The organism is Pseudomonas sp. AC172 (assembly GCF_979258595.1).
In genome coordinates this window covers 1,117,691-1,132,821 of sequence record NZ_OZ409868.1, presented here as the reverse complement: position 1 = coordinate 1,132,821, position 15,131 = coordinate 1,117,691, and the positions used below count along the sequence as shown (strand labels likewise).

At 60.0% G+C, this 15,131-nt stretch carries 16 protein-coding genes and 1 tRNA gene; 4 read left to right on the top strand and 13 right to left on the bottom strand.

Features of this window, described 5'->3' with window-relative positions; translation table 11 throughout:
* Positions 1-169: 169 nt before the first annotated feature.
* The 7 genes from gspF to gspG are packed head-to-tail and all read right to left on the bottom strand — an operon-like array spanning position 170 to position 8,301.
* A complete protein-coding gene (gene gspF, locus ACZ0A4_RS05205) occupies positions 170-1,381 on the bottom strand; it encodes a type II secretion system inner membrane protein GspF (RefSeq protein ID WP_463573402.1) in 1,212 nt (403 codons plus the stop codon).
* Positions 1,381-2,787: a type II secretion system ATPase GspE gene (gspE, locus tag ACZ0A4_RS05200; RefSeq protein ID WP_463573400.1), complete on the bottom strand. Its 1,407-nt coding sequence runs from the start codon at positions 2,785-2,787 to the stop codon at positions 1,381-1,383. The genes gspF and gspE overlap by 1 nt, the downstream gene beginning before the upstream one ends.
* Positions 2,784-5,150: a type II secretion system secretin GspD gene (gene gspD, locus ACZ0A4_RS05195; RefSeq protein ID WP_463573398.1), complete on the bottom strand. Its 2,367-nt coding sequence runs from the start codon at positions 5,148-5,150 to the stop codon at positions 2,784-2,786. Before gspD ends, gspE begins: the two co-directional genes overlap by 4 nt.
* Positions 5,147-5,689, bottom strand: a complete 543-nt coding sequence (gspM, locus tag ACZ0A4_RS05190; protein WP_463573397.1) for a type II secretion system protein GspM — start codon at positions 5,687-5,689, stop codon at positions 5,147-5,149. The genes gspD and gspM overlap by 4 nt, the downstream gene beginning before the upstream one ends.
* A complete protein-coding gene (gene gspL, locus ACZ0A4_RS05185) occupies positions 5,682-6,860 on the bottom strand; it encodes a type II secretion system protein GspL (protein ID WP_463573396.1) in 1,179 nt (392 codons plus the stop codon). Before gspL ends, gspM begins: the two co-directional genes overlap by 8 nt.
* The gene (gene gspK / locus ACZ0A4_RS05180; RefSeq protein WP_463573395.1) at positions 6,857-7,843 is read right to left on the bottom strand and encodes a type II secretion system minor pseudopilin GspK; all 987 of its coding nucleotides are present in this window, start codon (positions 7,841-7,843) and stop codon (positions 6,857-6,859) included. The genes gspL and gspK overlap by 4 nt, the downstream gene beginning before the upstream one ends.
* Positions 7,844-7,851: 8 nt before the next feature.
* Entirely contained in the window at positions 7,852-8,301 is a 450-nt protein-coding gene (gspG, locus tag ACZ0A4_RS05175; RefSeq protein ID WP_016984958.1) for a type II secretion system major pseudopilin GspG, read from the bottom strand.
* Positions 8,302-8,447: 146 nt separating this feature from the next.
* Between gspG and gspI the strand changes: the two genes are divergently transcribed.
* Complete coding sequence (gspI, locus tag ACZ0A4_RS05170; RefSeq protein WP_463573394.1) at positions 8,448-8,831, top strand: type II secretion system minor pseudopilin GspI; 384 nt, start codon at positions 8,448-8,450, stop codon at positions 8,829-8,831.
* Between the two features lie 6 nt (positions 8,832-8,837).
* Here gspI and ACZ0A4_RS05165 read toward each other — a convergent pair whose 3' ends face one another.
* Positions 8,838-9,269, bottom strand: coding sequence for a type II secretion system protein N (locus ACZ0A4_RS05165; RefSeq protein ID WP_463573393.1), 432 nt, complete (start codon positions 9,267-9,269; stop codon positions 8,838-8,840).
* Positions 9,270-9,383: 114 nt separating this feature from the next.
* On the opposite strand from ACZ0A4_RS05165, the gene ACZ0A4_RS05160 reads away from it, so the two are divergent.
* From ACZ0A4_RS05160 to ACZ0A4_RS05150, 3 genes are all read left to right on the top strand, one after another.
* On the top strand, positions 9,384-9,845 hold the full coding sequence (locus tag ACZ0A4_RS05160) for a GspH/FimT family pseudopilin (protein ID WP_463573392.1): 462 nt from the start codon (positions 9,384-9,386) through the stop codon (positions 9,843-9,845).
* The gene (locus ACZ0A4_RS05155; protein ID WP_463573391.1) at positions 9,842-10,453 is read left to right on the top strand and encodes a PulJ/GspJ family protein; all 612 of its coding nucleotides are present in this window, start codon (positions 9,842-9,844) and stop codon (positions 10,451-10,453) included. The genes ACZ0A4_RS05160 and ACZ0A4_RS05155 overlap by 4 nt, the downstream gene beginning before the upstream one ends.
* Before the next feature lie 77 nt (positions 10,454-10,530).
* Positions 10,531-11,088: an NADAR family protein gene (locus ACZ0A4_RS05150; protein ID WP_463573389.1), complete on the top strand. Its 558-nt coding sequence runs from the start codon at positions 10,531-10,533 to the stop codon at positions 11,086-11,088.
* 97 nt (positions 11,089-11,185) lie between these two features.
* Here the strand turns inward: ACZ0A4_RS05150 and ACZ0A4_RS05145 are convergent, their stop codons facing one another.
* The 5 genes from ACZ0A4_RS05145 to pheT form a co-directional block, all read right to left on the bottom strand.
* Positions 11,186-11,425, bottom strand: coding sequence for a YceK/YidQ family lipoprotein (locus ACZ0A4_RS05145; RefSeq protein WP_463387526.1), 240 nt, complete (start codon positions 11,423-11,425; stop codon positions 11,186-11,188).
* Positions 11,426-11,924: 499 nt separating this feature from the next.
* Positions 11,925-12,001 (bottom strand) — tRNA-Pro (locus tag ACZ0A4_RS05140).
* A gap of 89 nt (positions 12,002-12,090) precedes the next feature.
* Positions 12,091-12,447, bottom strand: a complete 357-nt coding sequence (locus ACZ0A4_RS05135) for a MerR family transcriptional regulator (RefSeq protein WP_003179985.1) — start codon at positions 12,445-12,447, stop codon at positions 12,091-12,093.
* Positions 12,428-12,730 carry an integration host factor subunit alpha gene (ihfA, locus tag ACZ0A4_RS05130; protein ID WP_002553164.1) on the bottom strand — a complete coding sequence of 101 codons (303 nt, stop codon included), beginning with the start codon at positions 12,728-12,730 and terminating at the stop codon, positions 12,428-12,430. Before ihfA ends, ACZ0A4_RS05135 begins: the two co-directional genes overlap by 20 nt.
* 3 nt (positions 12,731-12,733) lie before the next feature.
* The gene (gene pheT / locus ACZ0A4_RS05125) at positions 12,734-15,112 is read right to left on the bottom strand and encodes a phenylalanine--tRNA ligase subunit beta (RefSeq protein ID WP_463573386.1); all 2,379 of its coding nucleotides are present in this window, start codon (positions 15,110-15,112) and stop codon (positions 12,734-12,736) included.
* Positions 15,113-15,131: the final 19 nt, after the last annotated feature.

Sequence of the window (15,131 nt, the reverse complement as noted above, 5' to 3'; positions counted from 1 at the left end):
AGTGGAATTCTGGGAAAGTTTGGATTATTCATTGCCCTGACTGGCCTCATCGCTGGCAAGCCAACTCCCACAGGTTTTTGTGTTGTGTCACAGATCGCATCAACAACACCGTCCCCTGTGGGAGCTGGCTTGCCAGCGATGAGGCCAAGTCAGACACCATCAAAACCTGCTACTGGACCAGTTGATTAATCTCAATGATCGGCAACAACACCGCCATCACGATCACCAACACCACCCCGCCCATCACCACAATCATCAGCGGTTCAAGCAGCGCGGTCATGCCCATCGCCCGCCGTTCGATATCACGCGACAACGTCTGCGCCGCACGCTCAAGCATGGGCGGCAACGACCCGGTTTTTTCGCCGCTGGCGATCAGGTGAATCAGCACCGGTGGGAATACGTTTTCCACCCGCAACGCCGCCGCGAGGTTGACGCCTTCGCGCACCTTGGCCGTGGCCTCAGTGACGCTCAGACTCAAGCGATCATTGGACAGCGTCTGCCGCGCTGCCTCCAGCGCACGCAACAACGGCACGCCGGCGCCGCCGAGAATCGCCAGCGTCGAGGCGAAACGCGCAGTATTAAGGCCGAGGATGAAACGCCCGAATAACGGTAACTTGAGCACCCGGTGATGCCAACTCAAACGCGCCGCCGGGTTACGCAAATACAACCGCCAACTCCAGAAACTGGCGGCCATGATCGCTGCGCACAGCCAGCCCCAACTGCGGATGAAATCACTGGCGTTGAGCATCGCCAGGGTCAACCCCGGCAGATCCTGCCGCGCTTGGGAAAACGCACTGACCACCTGCGGCACCACGTAGCTGAGCAAGAAAATCACGATGCCGATGGAGACCAGCCCGACCACACCCGGATAGATAAAAGCGGTGAGAATCTTGCCGCGCAGGTTGTTGCGCTCCTCGATGTAGTCGGCGAGGCGCTCCATGACCTGGGCCAAGTCACCGGACTCTTCCCCCGCCGCAATCAACGCACGATAGATCTCGGGAAAATCCCGTGGCCGTGCCGCCAGCGATTCCGCCAACCGCATGCCACTGCGCACATCCGCACGAACAGCACTGAGCGTATGGGCGATGTGTTTTTTCTCGGCCTGCTCGACCGTGGCACTGAGCGCGGCCTCCAGCGGCAGACTCGCGCCCAACAGACTCGCCAATTGCCGCGTGGCCCAGGCCAGATCGTTGTCCGAGAGTTTGGCGCTGAACAGTCCGCCGCCGCCGTGCTGGGCAACGTTGCTTTCTTTGTGCACCGACAGCGCGGTCAAACCGCGTCCACGCAAAGCGCTGAACGCCGCACTCTGGCTGTCCGCCTCAAGGTGTCCATTTTCGATCTTGCCGGTGGCATCGGCGGCTTCAAAACGATAGCGATTCATCAGGCGTCCCGTGTTACACGCAAGATTTCTTCAGGGGCGGTGGCGCCGCTGCGGATCCAGCGCTCACCGTCCTCGCGCAGGCTGAACATCCCGGCTTTCGCGGCGGATGCGCGCAAGGCCTGCTCCCCTGCCCCTTGGTGAATCAGGGTGCGGATGTCGTCGTCTATGCAGAACAATTCATGGATGCCGGTGCGGCCGCTGTAGCCGGTTTGATTGCAGTTTGCGCAACCGACCGGGCGCCAGGTGCCGGGCGCGGTGGGGTCTTCTTCCTTGCATTGATTGCACAGCCGCCTCACCAGTCGCTGCGCCAAAACCCCGAGCATTGAAGACGCCAGCAGAAACGGCTCGACGCCCATGTCGATCAAGCGGTTGACCGCCGACACCGCGTCATTGGTGTGCAAGGTCGCCAACACCAAATGTCCGGTCAGCGAGGCCTGCACGGCGATTTGCGCGGTTTCGAGATCGCGGATTTCGCCGATCATGATGATGTCCGGGTCCTGGCGCAGAATCGCTCTGAGCGCTAACGCAAAGGTCATGTCGATCTTGGCGTTGACCTGAATCTGGCTGATGCCCGGCAGGTCGTACTCCACCGGGTCTTCAACAGTAAGGATGTTGCTGGTGCTCGCATCGAGCCGCGCCAGTGCCGCATAGAGGCTGGTGGTTTTGCCGCTGCCGGTCGGCCCGGTGACCAGCACAATGCCGTGGGGCTGGCGGATCAGGTGATCAAGTTTGGCCAGCACCTGCGCGTCCATGCCGAGGGTTTCCAGATGCAGACGTCCGGCCTGCTTGTCGAGCAAGCGCATCACCACGCGCTCGCCGTGACCGGTCGGCACCGTGGAAACACGAATATCAATTGGCCGCCCGGCGACGCGCAAAGCGATGCGACCGTCCTGCGGCAGGCGTTTCTCGGCGATGTCGAGTTGCGCCATGATCTTGATCCGCGACACCAGTGCGCCATGTAAAGCCTTGCGCGGCGAGACCACGTCACGCAGGGTGCCGTCGACGCGATAGCGCACCACCGAATGGGTTTCGAACGGCTCGATGTGAATGTCACTGGCCTCATCGCGCGCCGCTTGCGTGAGCAAGGCGTTGATCATGCGAATTACCGGCGCACCGTCCTGAGTGTCGAGCAGGTCGGTGATTTCCGGCATGTCTTGCATCAGCCGATCGAGGTCGACTTCGTTTTCTGCAGCACCGACCACTGCCGCTGCGCTGCCGGTGTCGGCGTAAGCGCTGGCGAGCAAGCCATCGAGTTCGTCATCGCGCACGCGCTGAATCGTGATCGCGCCGAACTGACGCCGCGCCTCGCTGATCGACCAGCCCGGCGTCGACGGGCACACCGTCAGCACGCCATCGCACAACAGAATGCGCTGCGCCTTGGCCCAGGCGTAGGGCAGCGAACTCATTGGATCGGCACCGCTTTGATAGTGGCGCGCGGACCCGATACCGGTAAAACTGCCGGCACACCCTGCGCCGCCGTCGGCAACTGCGGCGCCTGCATGTCCGGCATCGCCCAGCTGCGTTCCGGCTGTAAACCGCCCTGAGCGCGGCGCATGAAGTCGTAGCGGTTGAGGGTGATGCTGCGCCCCGCCTCACTGTCGCGGATGATGTACGGGCGCAGAAAGACCATCAGGTTGGTCTTGGTGATCGCCCGGCGCTCGTTGCGAAACAGCGCGCCGATCCCCGGCAGGCTACCCAGCCATGGCACCGAGTCATTGCTCTGGCTGTAACCGTCCTGCAGCAAACCGCCGAGCACCATGATCTGCCCGTCATCCAGCAAGATGCTGGTGTCGATCGCGCGTTTGTTGGTGACAATCCCCGCAGAATTGGCACTGGCCGAAGCCCGCTCATCAATGCTGCTGACTTCCTGATAGATATCGAGCTTCACCGTGCCGCCCTCGGAAATCTGCGGGCGCACATTAAGCTTCAAACCGACCTCTTCACGGGTCACGGTCTGAAACGGGTTATTGCTGGTGCCCCCGCCGCCAGTGACGTAACTGCCGCTGACAAACGGAATGGTCTGGCCGACAAAAATGCTCGCCGCCTCGTTGTCGAGGGTCAGCAGGTTCGGCGTCGACAACACGTTGGTGCCGCCCTTGCTCTTCAACGCCCGGGCCAGCACTTTCAGGTCAAGAATCTTACCGATGCCGGGGATGTCGACAGTGCCGTTGACGTAGCCCAGGTTCAAACCCTGCGGCAACACATCGATGCTGGTTTTGCCGTTGGTGTTGAGCCCCGAACCACCCAGGTTCGCCCCGCCGATCACGCCGTTGCCACCGAGATTGCCGGTCTGCCACTGCACACCGAACTCACTGGCATCGTCCTCGCCGACTTCGACAATCAGGCTTTCGATCACCACTTGCGCGCGGCGCTGGTCGAGCAGATCGATTACCTCGCGCAGGTTGCGGTACAACGGCTCCGGCGCGGAAATCAGCAAGGTGTTGGTGGTGGCGTCGGCCTGAATGGTCACGCCGCCGGCGCTGAAGGCGACGTTCTGTTCGCTCGCCTGATTACCGCTGCTACTGGTGCCGCCACTGCCTTGTGCGTAACTGCCACCGGTACTGCCGCTGCTATTGCTGGTCGATGTTGTGCCGCTGGTTTGCGTCCCGCTCTGGCCATTCTGCCCAGCGCTGCCACCAGTGCTTGCACCCATCGCACTGAGCACCGAACGCGCACTGTCGCTGGTACCGCTGTCGCTCTCACCGGTGAGCAAACCGCGCAACGCCTGCGCCAGTTTCGCCGCCTGAGCGTTGCGCAGATAAACCACATGCAGATTGCTCGGATTGCTCTGCGCGTTGTCGAGTTTGTAGATCAGGTTACGCGCCAACTCCGTGCGCTCCGGGCTGCCAGCGCGAATGATGATGGTGTTGGAACGCGGATCACCGATCACCGCAATTTTCTGCGTCGGATCATTGCCCGGCGCATCGAGTAGATCAGCCACCATTGGCGCGATGTCGGCAGCGATGCCGTTCTGAATCTGCACCACATCCGTGTCGATCGCACTCGGCGAATCAATGCTCGCGATCAACTGCGCAACGCGGGTCAGGTTCTCGGCATAATCGGTGATAACGATGGTGTTATTGCCGGGATAGGCGTTGATCGGGTTGTTCGGCGAAACGATCGGCCGCAGCACCGGAATCAAGTTCACCGCGTTCTCGTATTGCAGCCGAAACGTGCGGGTGAGCATGCCGTTGCCGGCCGGCTTATCGGCGCTGTAAATCGGCCCGCCCAGCAGCTTCGCATCCGCCTCCGGCACCACCTGCGCCACACCGCCCACGTCAACCACACTGAAACCCTGCATGCGCAACGCCGCCAACAGCATGTCGTAAGCCTGCCGCGCCGGCACCTGACCTTCCGAGACCAGCGTCAGCGTGCCCTTGACCCGAGGGTCGACCAAAAACTGCTGACCGGTCGAACGTGCCAACGCCCGCACCACCGCTTGAATATCGGCGTCGACAAAATTCAGCGTCACCGGTTGATCGCCCAAAGGATTACTCGGCAAGGCAATGCCCGACGCCGCCGCGCCACTGCGCGCACTCTTAGTGATGTTGTGCAATTGCTTCGGCACCGGTCGCGCCTGCGCCTGTGCGCGCTCGCGGTCGAGCACCGCGTCGCCGCTGCGCTGGGTGTTGGCCAACGGCCGGCCCAGCTCACTGTCGACCAGCAATGGCGGCTGATTCTGTGGCGCGGTGGTGTTGCTGCATGCGCTCAGTGCCAACAACAGAAACGGCGCGGCCGTACGTACACAATTGGAACCTGACCACTTCATGAAGCTTCCTTAGCGCCCTGCGCCTGATCCATGCGAACGGTTCCCGACAGAGTGCCTGCCGTATCATCGACCTTGACCTCACTTGCACGCTGCAAACGAGCCTCGACCACTTCAAGTGAAAACTGCACGGGGTGGATTAACAGCCAACTGATGACGGCATCAGCGGGCGCATCCTCGAACGTCAACTGCCAAGCGGTGCCAATTGCCTGCAACTGGTAGTGACCCAGCAGCCCGTTGCCATCGAGAGATTGCTGCAATGACCGCTCGACGTTTTGCCCAATGGGCGCTGTCGCCACCTCGCGCAACAACAGATCCAGCGCTTCGGCCTGGCCACGCAACTTCGGCGTTTCGGTTTGCCAATATTCAATCTTTTTCAGCGGTGGCTGGACGAACAGCAGCCAGATCAGCACGCCCCCCAACATCAATGCGGTGCCCGCGACCAGGCGTTTTTCGCGCAAGGTCAGCGGCGCCCAATGCCGATGAATCTGTGCTCGCAGCAGCAGCCAGCGAGTCCGATAGATCGCCAGTCGATTATTCATCGTCGCTGTCCATGACGGCATCGTCCTCAACCGCTGCCGGCTCAACCTGCGGGCTGAAAATCCACACGTTGTCTTCGCGTCTGGCGACCAGCCCGGCCTGCGTCAGCGCTCCCGGCAATGCGCCGTCGGCGGGTGCCTGCGCAGTATCGGCAGCCAACTCCAACTGCAAACGTCCCTGCTCAAAGCTCATGCGCTGGACGCTGCCCGCCATAAACGGCAGCGCGCTCGCGGCGTGTTGCACCTGGTAGGCGAACCCATGATTCGCGTCGACCGTCACACCGCTGTGCCGGGCTGCCAGTTGCTGGCGAGCCTGCTGCAACGGATTGAGGATCACCGGTAACTCTGGAAAAGCCTGCTTCACCCGCTGGCTCATTTGCGCTTTGAGCTGCTCTCCCTGGGTCACCTCACGTGCCGCGTAAAGGTTCAGCCCAGACACCCAGATCGTAATCGCCAAGGCACAACAGAAGATGGCCTTGCCCCAACCGCGCGCGGGGCCGGTAGCCTTGCCGATGCCTGCATGCAACCCCCATCCCGGCGCAACGCCACACCAGCGCTGCTCCGCAGGTCGTGGTTCGACGACTGTTGCAGGAGCATCCGCGCCGATCCACTGCAAGCCGCAACCACTGCCGACGAGTTCATCCAGACGTTCCTGCGCCAAGGGTTCTACCGAAGCCTGCGCACGGCTGAAGCGCAGCAACAATTGCCCGTCCAACACGCAGGCGCTGACCTGCCCCTGCGCGGGCACCGGCAACGCATAAGGCGCCGGGTAAAGGCCTCGCAGCTTCAATCGGTGCTGAGCCAATAACAGCCCGAAACGATCCAGAGATGCCTGCGCGAGCCACGCCAGCGACACTTGTCCTGAGACCTCACGAGCACTGTGTGCAACGTACATCTGTTCAGTGCCACCCAGAATGAGCGCCTGCGCGGCACACTTCACCGCCGCATCGACTTTCACCGGCGTCAGCGGTGGCAACTGCAAACTGGTCAGTACGCTGTCTGCCGGATGCAGAAAAAACTCGACGGGCTGTAACGGCCACTCCTGTTCAATCAGCAACAGCGTACTGACACCGGTCTGACTGACCTGGTCGTGCCGATCCAGGCGCGCAAATTCAACCTCAGAGTCTGAGGTCAAACCCGCCAGCGGCGGCAAGGCGACTCGCAAGCGAGTCATACGCCAAGCCTCGACCAGACCACTTTCGGCATGTCGTCGGCGGGGCGATGCAGCAGCGCATCCAGGCTAACGAGGCGCTGGTCACGACGCGCGTGTCCGCGCAGCAGAAACCAATCGCTGCTGATGCCGACGTTCAGTCCGTCGACGGTCAGATGCGGCAAGTGCAGACGGTTGACGAAGTCCCCGCGATTGATGAACCACTGGCCACGATCGCGCTCTCCCACCACGGCCCTGGCCTGCGCGAGCGATAACCCTGGTACCACCGCCACCAATACCTCGGCGCTGGCCGTATTACCGTTGACCCAGGTCTTGGCCGGAATCAGGCTGACATACTGATTCAGGCGACCAAGCAGTTGCTCATTCATGCCTTCGAGGCCACGTAAATCATCAAGGCTGCGCAACATCGGCTGAGTGGCCGGCAAGGGCCTTCGACGTGCACTCGGCGACGTCGCACGGACGCCGTCGAAACCCGTCTGCGCCATACTCTGCCCGGCGGCTTGCAGGTCGGGCATTCTCGGGTAGGAGGCAATGACTCGCTGGCTGATGCGCTGGCTGAGGGCAGCATCGATTCCGATCATTTCGCAGAGGCGTTCGAAGCTGCGCAACTGTCCGCCATCGACACGCTCATTGCTGAGTAAATTGCGCAGATTGAACTTGCCCTGCTGATCCTCGATGCGCCCCTCGAAACCGCCCCCCAGCGAACTCAACAAATGGCTTTTGACAGGCTGCGCCCAAGGTTGATCGAGCCGGGTCAGCGCGTCCTGTTGACGCGTGTCCCTCAGCAGTTGCCGACTCAGCTCCAGCCCCGCCAACAGCGTGGCCGCGCCCTGCACTCGGGACTGTTCTGCTTCAAGAGAACGGGTAAAGACGCTCTGCCGGGTGAGCATGCCAGCGGCGATCACCGCAACCACGGCGGCAATCAGCAAGGCGCTGATAATGGCCATGCCGCGCTGTTTCTGCGCCTGTGGCGAGGATGATTTCATGGCCGCTCTCAGAGCTGCCAGGAACCAATATCGGCATTGACGCCGTCGCCGTCGGGTTGGCCGTCTGCGCCGAGGGAGAAGATGTCGATCTCACCGTTCGCGCCAGGATTCAGATAGTTGTATGGACGACCCCACGGGTCGTTGGGCAAGCGTTCCAGATAAGAGCGCCAGTTGCTGTTTTTCGCATCCGCCGGACGCTCCACCAACACCTTGAGTCCCTGATTCAGCGTCGGATAAGTGCCGTGATCGAGGCGGTAGAGTTTGAGCGCCTGCATCAGGCCGGCGATGTCTTGTTTCGCCGCAGTGGCTCGGGCCTGATCAGGTCGGTCGAGCACCTTGGGCACGACCATCGCAGCCAGAATGCCGAGGATGACTACCACCACCATGATCTCGATCAGGGTAAAACCCTGCTGGCCTCGACGCCCTGCGGACTGAGATTTGACGCGCGCGAAATCCATTTCAACCTTCCTTGGCATGATTACATTCGGCGCGCAGTGTAACAAAAGCCAGTCATCGTACAACAATCATTAACGCACTGTTTTTCTGCACATTCGCCAAAGGACGGGTGTTATTCTGCGGGCCGGTTTCAACCGCAGAGACAAGCATGGAAGCGTTGCGCAAGGAGCGAGGTTTCACCCTCATCGAGGTTCTGGTGGCCTTGGCAATCATCGCCGTGGCCATGTCTGCGGCCGTTCGCGTTGCAGGCCTGATGACCCAGAGCAATGGCCTGCTGCGCGATCGCTCGATCGCTTTGCTGGCGGCGCAGACCCGGCTCGCCGAACTGCGTCTGGAGGGAGATTTTGCCCCGGGACTGAAAACCTTCGAGTGTGATCAAGGTCGCCTGCAACTGCGCTGTGATCAACGCATGACACCGAGCACCGACGGACTGATGCGCGTGACGCTGCTGGTTTCCGATCGCGAACGTCAGGCGCCACCCCTGGCGCGACTCGAAACCTTACTCGGCCGGCCGCAGGAAAAGCGCCAATGACGCTGCTCAGGGTCGAGTCAACCGAGGCAGCGACGGGGAGTCTGGCAGCGTGCTGACTTTTAATCGGCTCTGTTCTGGGCCACGCTCAATGACCACCGCATCCTGTTCAATGGCTATCACGCGCACCCCCTGGGTCAGGCGATCACCCACCAGAAAACTGCGCGGCGGACCGTCGTTGAGACTTAGAATCGCCACCGCAGCGTGCGCCCCTGCCAGCACTCCGGAAACTTTGATATCCAACGGTGCCGGCTGGTTGGAAAACCACTGCAAAGCCGCTGTGTCGGCGCGCGTCGGCAGCACTTGGGGGTCCATCGCCGGAACGTGGAATTGTGCCGGCGTCAGCAACAGCGCAGACCAGAACAGTCCCCCTGCCAGTGCAGCGATCAGCGCCGCCGATTGCACAAGCTGCGTTGCGGATAAGCGAAAAGTAAATGCCAAGACCCAACCTCCCTGTTGTCTTGCGTCGCAGTCTACAGGACAACATTCGCTTTTCTATCGGGATTGATGGTTCGAATCCGCCAGGATGGATTCACAACGAAGGAACGTTGCGGTATGACCAAGGACAGACAAACAGGCTTCACCCTCATCGAATTGATGGTGGTGTTGATCATCATCGGTATTGCCAGCGCCGCCGTCAGCCTGAGTATCAAACCTGACGCGGCGCAACTGTTGCGCAAGGACGCCAATCGCTTGATCCAGTTGCTGCAAATCGCCCATGCCGAAGCCCTGGCCGAAGGACGCCCGATCACTTGGCTGGCGGACAAAAACGGCTTTCGTTTCAGCCGTCGCAATGAGCAAGGCTCAGGCTTCGATCACTTCCTCGCCGATCCGCAACTGCGCCCTCGTCATTGGGAAGCGCCGTCAATGAAGGTGCGAGTGACACCCAGGCAGCCGCTGATACTGAACGCCGAGTGGTTCGATTCGCCCGTGCAACTGCAACTTTCGGACGGCCAGCACACGCTCACCGTGCAACGCACAGCCACGGGCAAATTGACCTTGGCCAATCAGCCATGAATAGCCGGCAAGAGGGTTTTACCCTGATCGAAGTGATGGTCGCGATCCTGCTCATGGCGATCGTCAGCCTGATTGCCTGGCGCGGTCTGGACAGCGTGACCCGCGCCGACACGCACCTGCAGGCAAGCACCGAACACACCGAAGTGCTGCTGCGCACGCTGCATCAACTGGAACGAGATATCGCCTTGCGCGCCAGCATCGAACTGCGCGAACCACTGTTGAACGACAACGATGACGAACGATCCGAGCAGCCAGCAGCAATCAGCGTGCGCAGCGCCGACGACCAGCGCTTTCGTCTTGACGTGATCCGCAGTGCAGCCACCTCGCAAAACGGCTTGCAGCGCGTGCGCTGGTGGTTGAAAGATCAAACCCTGTACCGCGCCGCCGCCACGCCTCGTGATCGCTACCCGCTGCCTGCGCCGAAACAGGCAGTGGCGGTGCTCGACAGAATCATCAATCTGCAAGTGCGCGTCTGGGAACCGCAGATGGGGTGGCGCCAGCTCAGCGGCAACCGCAAAGAAAACCCCCAAGGCCTGGAAATCCGCCTGACCCGGCAGACGCCTCAAGGCGAAGAACACTACCGCCAGGTATTGGGTCCACTGGATTAGTGTCAGGGCGATATTGCGTATTGCCCTGACACGCACAGCAACTGTAACGTCGAACGTCAGTTACCGAGGAAATCTCATTGCACGACTCTAAACTTCTCGAAGATCTACGCGCTCGCTTCAACGCTGGAGAGCCGCTGGATTTCACCTTTTTCTGGGGACACCAGCAAAGTAAAGACGCCGTCACGGCTTCATGCTTCAGCCAGTGGTACGAAGCCGAATTCGTTGTCGAAGGGCAACGCTACCCGACAGCCGAACACTTCATGATGGCCGAGAAGGCAGCGTTGTTCGACGATCAGGACATTCGTGCACAAGTGCTCCAGGCCCCGACCCCGAACGCCGCCAAAGCCCTCGGCCGCAAGGTGCGCGGATTCAACGACCCACTCTGGCTGCAACACCGATACGACATCGTCGTCCAGGCAAACCAAGCCAAGTTTTCCCAAAACCCGGAGCTGATCGAATACCTGATGCGCACGGGATCTCGGGTCATTGTCGAAGCGAGCCCGGTTGATGCCATTTGGGGAATTGGGCTCGCACAAGATCACGCAGATGTGAACGATCCGAACCTGTGGAAAGGCCTGAATCTCTTGGGGTTTGCACTGATGCAGGTTCGGGACGGCAGGGTTGGATCGTCCTGAGTTTTATCGGCGGTGGCATCAGAAACGGAAAAGCCTTGGCACATGCCAAGGCTTTTCTAAGGGAGTTTTACATTGCTTGGGGTGCACTACCCGCAAGTCAGAAATTGCAGGTGTATTGATATTCGAAGGGGAAGAATACTGTATCGACCACCAATGAAAATGGCGCGTCGATCAGTAAAAAGGGAATCAACTTGCCTTTGGATGTACCGACCAACCACCAGTCGAACCGAACACCGATGTAGGGGCATCGATGCTTGTCATAATCCATCCGCATGGCCGTTGCTGCACAGCCGCTTGAGCTGGCGATCAACACCAGTAACATCAGTTTGCGAAACACTTAACGTCCTTATTACTTATTGATACTGAGCTGCATAAACGGGGTTGCAGATGACTTTCCCTCTACAACGGGCCACCCACGTGGGTGGAGTAGAGCCGTACGCCGACTACCGAGGCCGATCGTAAGGACAATGAGAGATCTCAACCAGACTGGAATTGGCAAGATGCATGAAGCATGCAGGCGAGGATGCAGATCTGATGGACTTTATTGATTTTCTGGGAAACCTTTGCAGCGCATTCAGTAACTATCAAGGCTATGAAAAGCCTCGCAGGGTGTTTACCCGGAGATTCGTTGCATTCTGCGTATTTGTGGCTGTGTTTGAGCTAATTGCGCTGAATCTGTACTACGCGTAGGCGGGATTGAACTGAAGGATTCAGCAAAGATCGCCAGGCCGGAGCGAATCCAGATCTTACTAAAGAAATTAACGTGTGGTTTCGCGCAGGCACAAAAAAGCCGATCCATCTGATCGGCTTAACTGTCTGATTCTACTCAGGAATAATGGTCGGGACGGAGTGATTCGAACACTCGACCCCTAGCACCCCATGCTAGTGCGCTACCGGACTGCGCTACGCCCCGACTGATCTTGCAACTCGCCCTTCACCTCGAAGAGCGCTCAAGAATATAGCGCAAGCGTTTGAAAACTGGAAGTATTCAAACGCTGCTTTTTATTTCTTGAGCACTACCAGCACGTCTTCCAACTCGGCAATCATCTGCCGAATCATCTGCTTGTATTGGGTCGTGTCGTCTTTGGCTTCATCGCCGGATAGACGCAGGCGCGCACCGCCGATGGTGAAACCCTGATCGTAAAGGAGCGCGCGGATCTGCCGGATCATCAGCACGTCCTGGCGCTGATAATACCGGCGGTTTCCGCGGCGTTTGACGGGGTTGAGTTGAGGAAACTCCTGCTCCCAGTAGCGCAGCACGTGTGGCTTTACAGCACACAGCTCGCTGACTTCACCAATGGTGAAGTAGCGTTTGCCCGGGATGACGGGTAGTTCGTCGTTATGACTTGGTTCCAGCATAAGCCTCAACTCGGGCCTTCAACTTCTGCCCTGGACGAAAGGTGACCACACGGCGAGCCGTGATCGGGATTTCTTCCCCCGTTTTCGGGTTGCGGCCAGGCCGCTGGCGTTTGTCCCGAAGGTCGAAATTGCCGAAACCGGACAATTTGACCTGCTCGTTGTCTTCAAGAGCGTGCCTGATTTCCTCGAAAAACAGTTCGACCAATTCCTTGGCTTCCCGCTTGTTCAGGCCCAGCTCTTCATACAGACGTTCCGCCATCTCAGCTTTCGTCAAAGCCCCCATACGTCACTTCCTTAACGTGGCGTTCAACCTTTGTTCGAGCGAGGTGAGGATATTTTGCGTCGTCGAATTCACCTCATCGTCATTAAGAGTGCGCGATGGATGCTGCCAGGTCAAGCCAACTGCAAGGCTTTTTCTATCAGGATCAATACCTTTACCCTGATACACGTCAAACAGCCTGAGATCTGTGAGCCATTCGCCTGCATTTTCACGGATTACGTCCAGTACGGCTGCGGACGCGACGTCTTTGTGCGCAATCAGTGCAAGGTCACGACGCACTTCAGGAAAGCGCGACAACTCGTGGAATTTCGGCATTTTACCGAGTGCCACTTCAGCCAGAACCAGCTCGAAAACGAAGACTGGACGATCCAGACCCAGGGCTTTCGACAACTCCGGGTGGATGGCGCCGATGAAACCGACTTCACGCCCTTCCCGTTCGATGCGCGCGGTTTGACCCGGGTGCAGCGCCGGGTGTTTGCCCGGAGCGAAAGTGAACGAATCCAGCGCACCAGCAAAGCCCAGCACGGCCTCCACGTCGGCTTTGACGTCGAAGAAATCGACCGTGTCGCGACCTTGCGCCCAGCCTTCCGGCAGACGGCTACCGCAAACCACGCCGGACAGCATTGGCTCTTGCTTCAGACCTTCGAGCTGACCAACGAAGCGCAGACCGCTTTCGAACAGACGCACGCGATCCTGCTGACGGTTGAGGTTGTGCTGCAGCGCTTTGACCAGACCCGGCCACAACGAAGAGCGCATTGCCGCCATGTCGTTGGAAATCGGATTGGCCAGCAACAGCGGCTCGACGCCCGGGTTGAACAGTTCGAACTGACGCGGATCGATGAAGCTGTAAGTGATCGCTTCCTGATAACCACGCGCCACCAGCAGACGGCGCAGCTCCGGCAGATCGCTACGCGCTTCAGCCTTCGCTTGCGGCGCCAGGCGCGCTTGCGGGTAACGAACCGGCAGACGGTTGTAGCCGTACAGACGGGCCAGTTCTTCGATCAGATCGACTTCCAGGCTGATGTCGAAGCGATGGCTTGGCACTTCTACGCGCCACTGGCCTTCACCGTCGGCAGCAATGCCAAGACCCAGGCCGCTGAGCAGACGCTCGACTTGGGCGGAATCCATTTCCATACCGAGCATCTGAGTGATGCGCTGGGAACGCAGCGTGATCGGTGCGAACGACGGCAGATGCTGCTCGCTGACTGTCTCGATGATCGGGCCAGCTTCGCCGCCAGTGATGTCCAGCAGCAGGCCAGTGGCGCGCTCCATGGCTTCTCGGGCCAGTTGCCAGTCAACGCCACGCTCGTAGCGGTGCGACGCATCGGTGTGCAGACCGTAGGAACGAGCCTTGCCCGCCACTGCGATCTGGTCGAAGAACGCACTTTCCAGGAATACATCGCGAGTGCTCGCGGAAACACCGCTGTGCTCGCCGCCCATTACACCGGCAATCGCCAGAGCGCGGGTGTGATCGGCAATCACCAGCGTATCGCTACGCAGGCTGACTTCCTGACCATCGAGCAGTACCAGCTTCTCGCCCTCTTCCGCCATGCGCACACGAATGCCGCCGTTGATTTCGGCGAGATCGAAGGCGTGCAGCGGCTGGCCCAGTTCGAGCATCACGTAATTGGTGATGTCGACGGCAGCGTCGATGCTGCGCACGTCGGCGCGACGCAGACGCTCAACCATCCACAGTGGCGTCGGCTTGGACAGGTCGACGTTACGGACCACGCGGCCCAGGTAACGTGGGCACGCGGCAGGCGCCAGCACTTCTACCGAACGCACTTCGTCGTGCACGGCAGGAATGGCCATGACCACCGGACGGGTGACCGGCGCGTCGTAAAGCGCGCCGACTTCACGGGCCAGACCGGCCAGGGACAGGCAGTCGCCACGGTTCGGGGTCAGGTCGACCTCGATGCTGGCGTCTTCCAGATCCAGGTACACACGGAAGTCTTCGCCCACCGGCGCATCGGCCGGCAGTTCCATCAGACCGTCGTTGCCTTCACCGACCTGCAGTTCGGCTTGCGAGCAGAGCATGCCGTTGGACTCAACGCCGCGCAGCTTGGCTTTCTTGATTTTGAAGTCGCCCGGCAGCTCAGCACCGATCATGGCGAACGGAATCTTCAGGCCCGGACGCACGTTTGGCGCACCGCACACGACCTGGAAAGTTTCCGCGCCATTGCTGACCTGGCACACGCGCAACTTGTCAGCATCAGGGTGCTGCTCGGTGCTCAGCACCTCGCCCACTACCACGCCGCTGAATACACCGGCGGCCGGGGTCACGCTATCGACCTCCAGGCCAGCCATCGACAGACGAGCAACCAGCTCGTCGCGATTTACCTGCGGGCTAACCCAGCCACGCAGCCATTGTTCACTGAATTTCATCCTGCTCTCCTAAGAATTC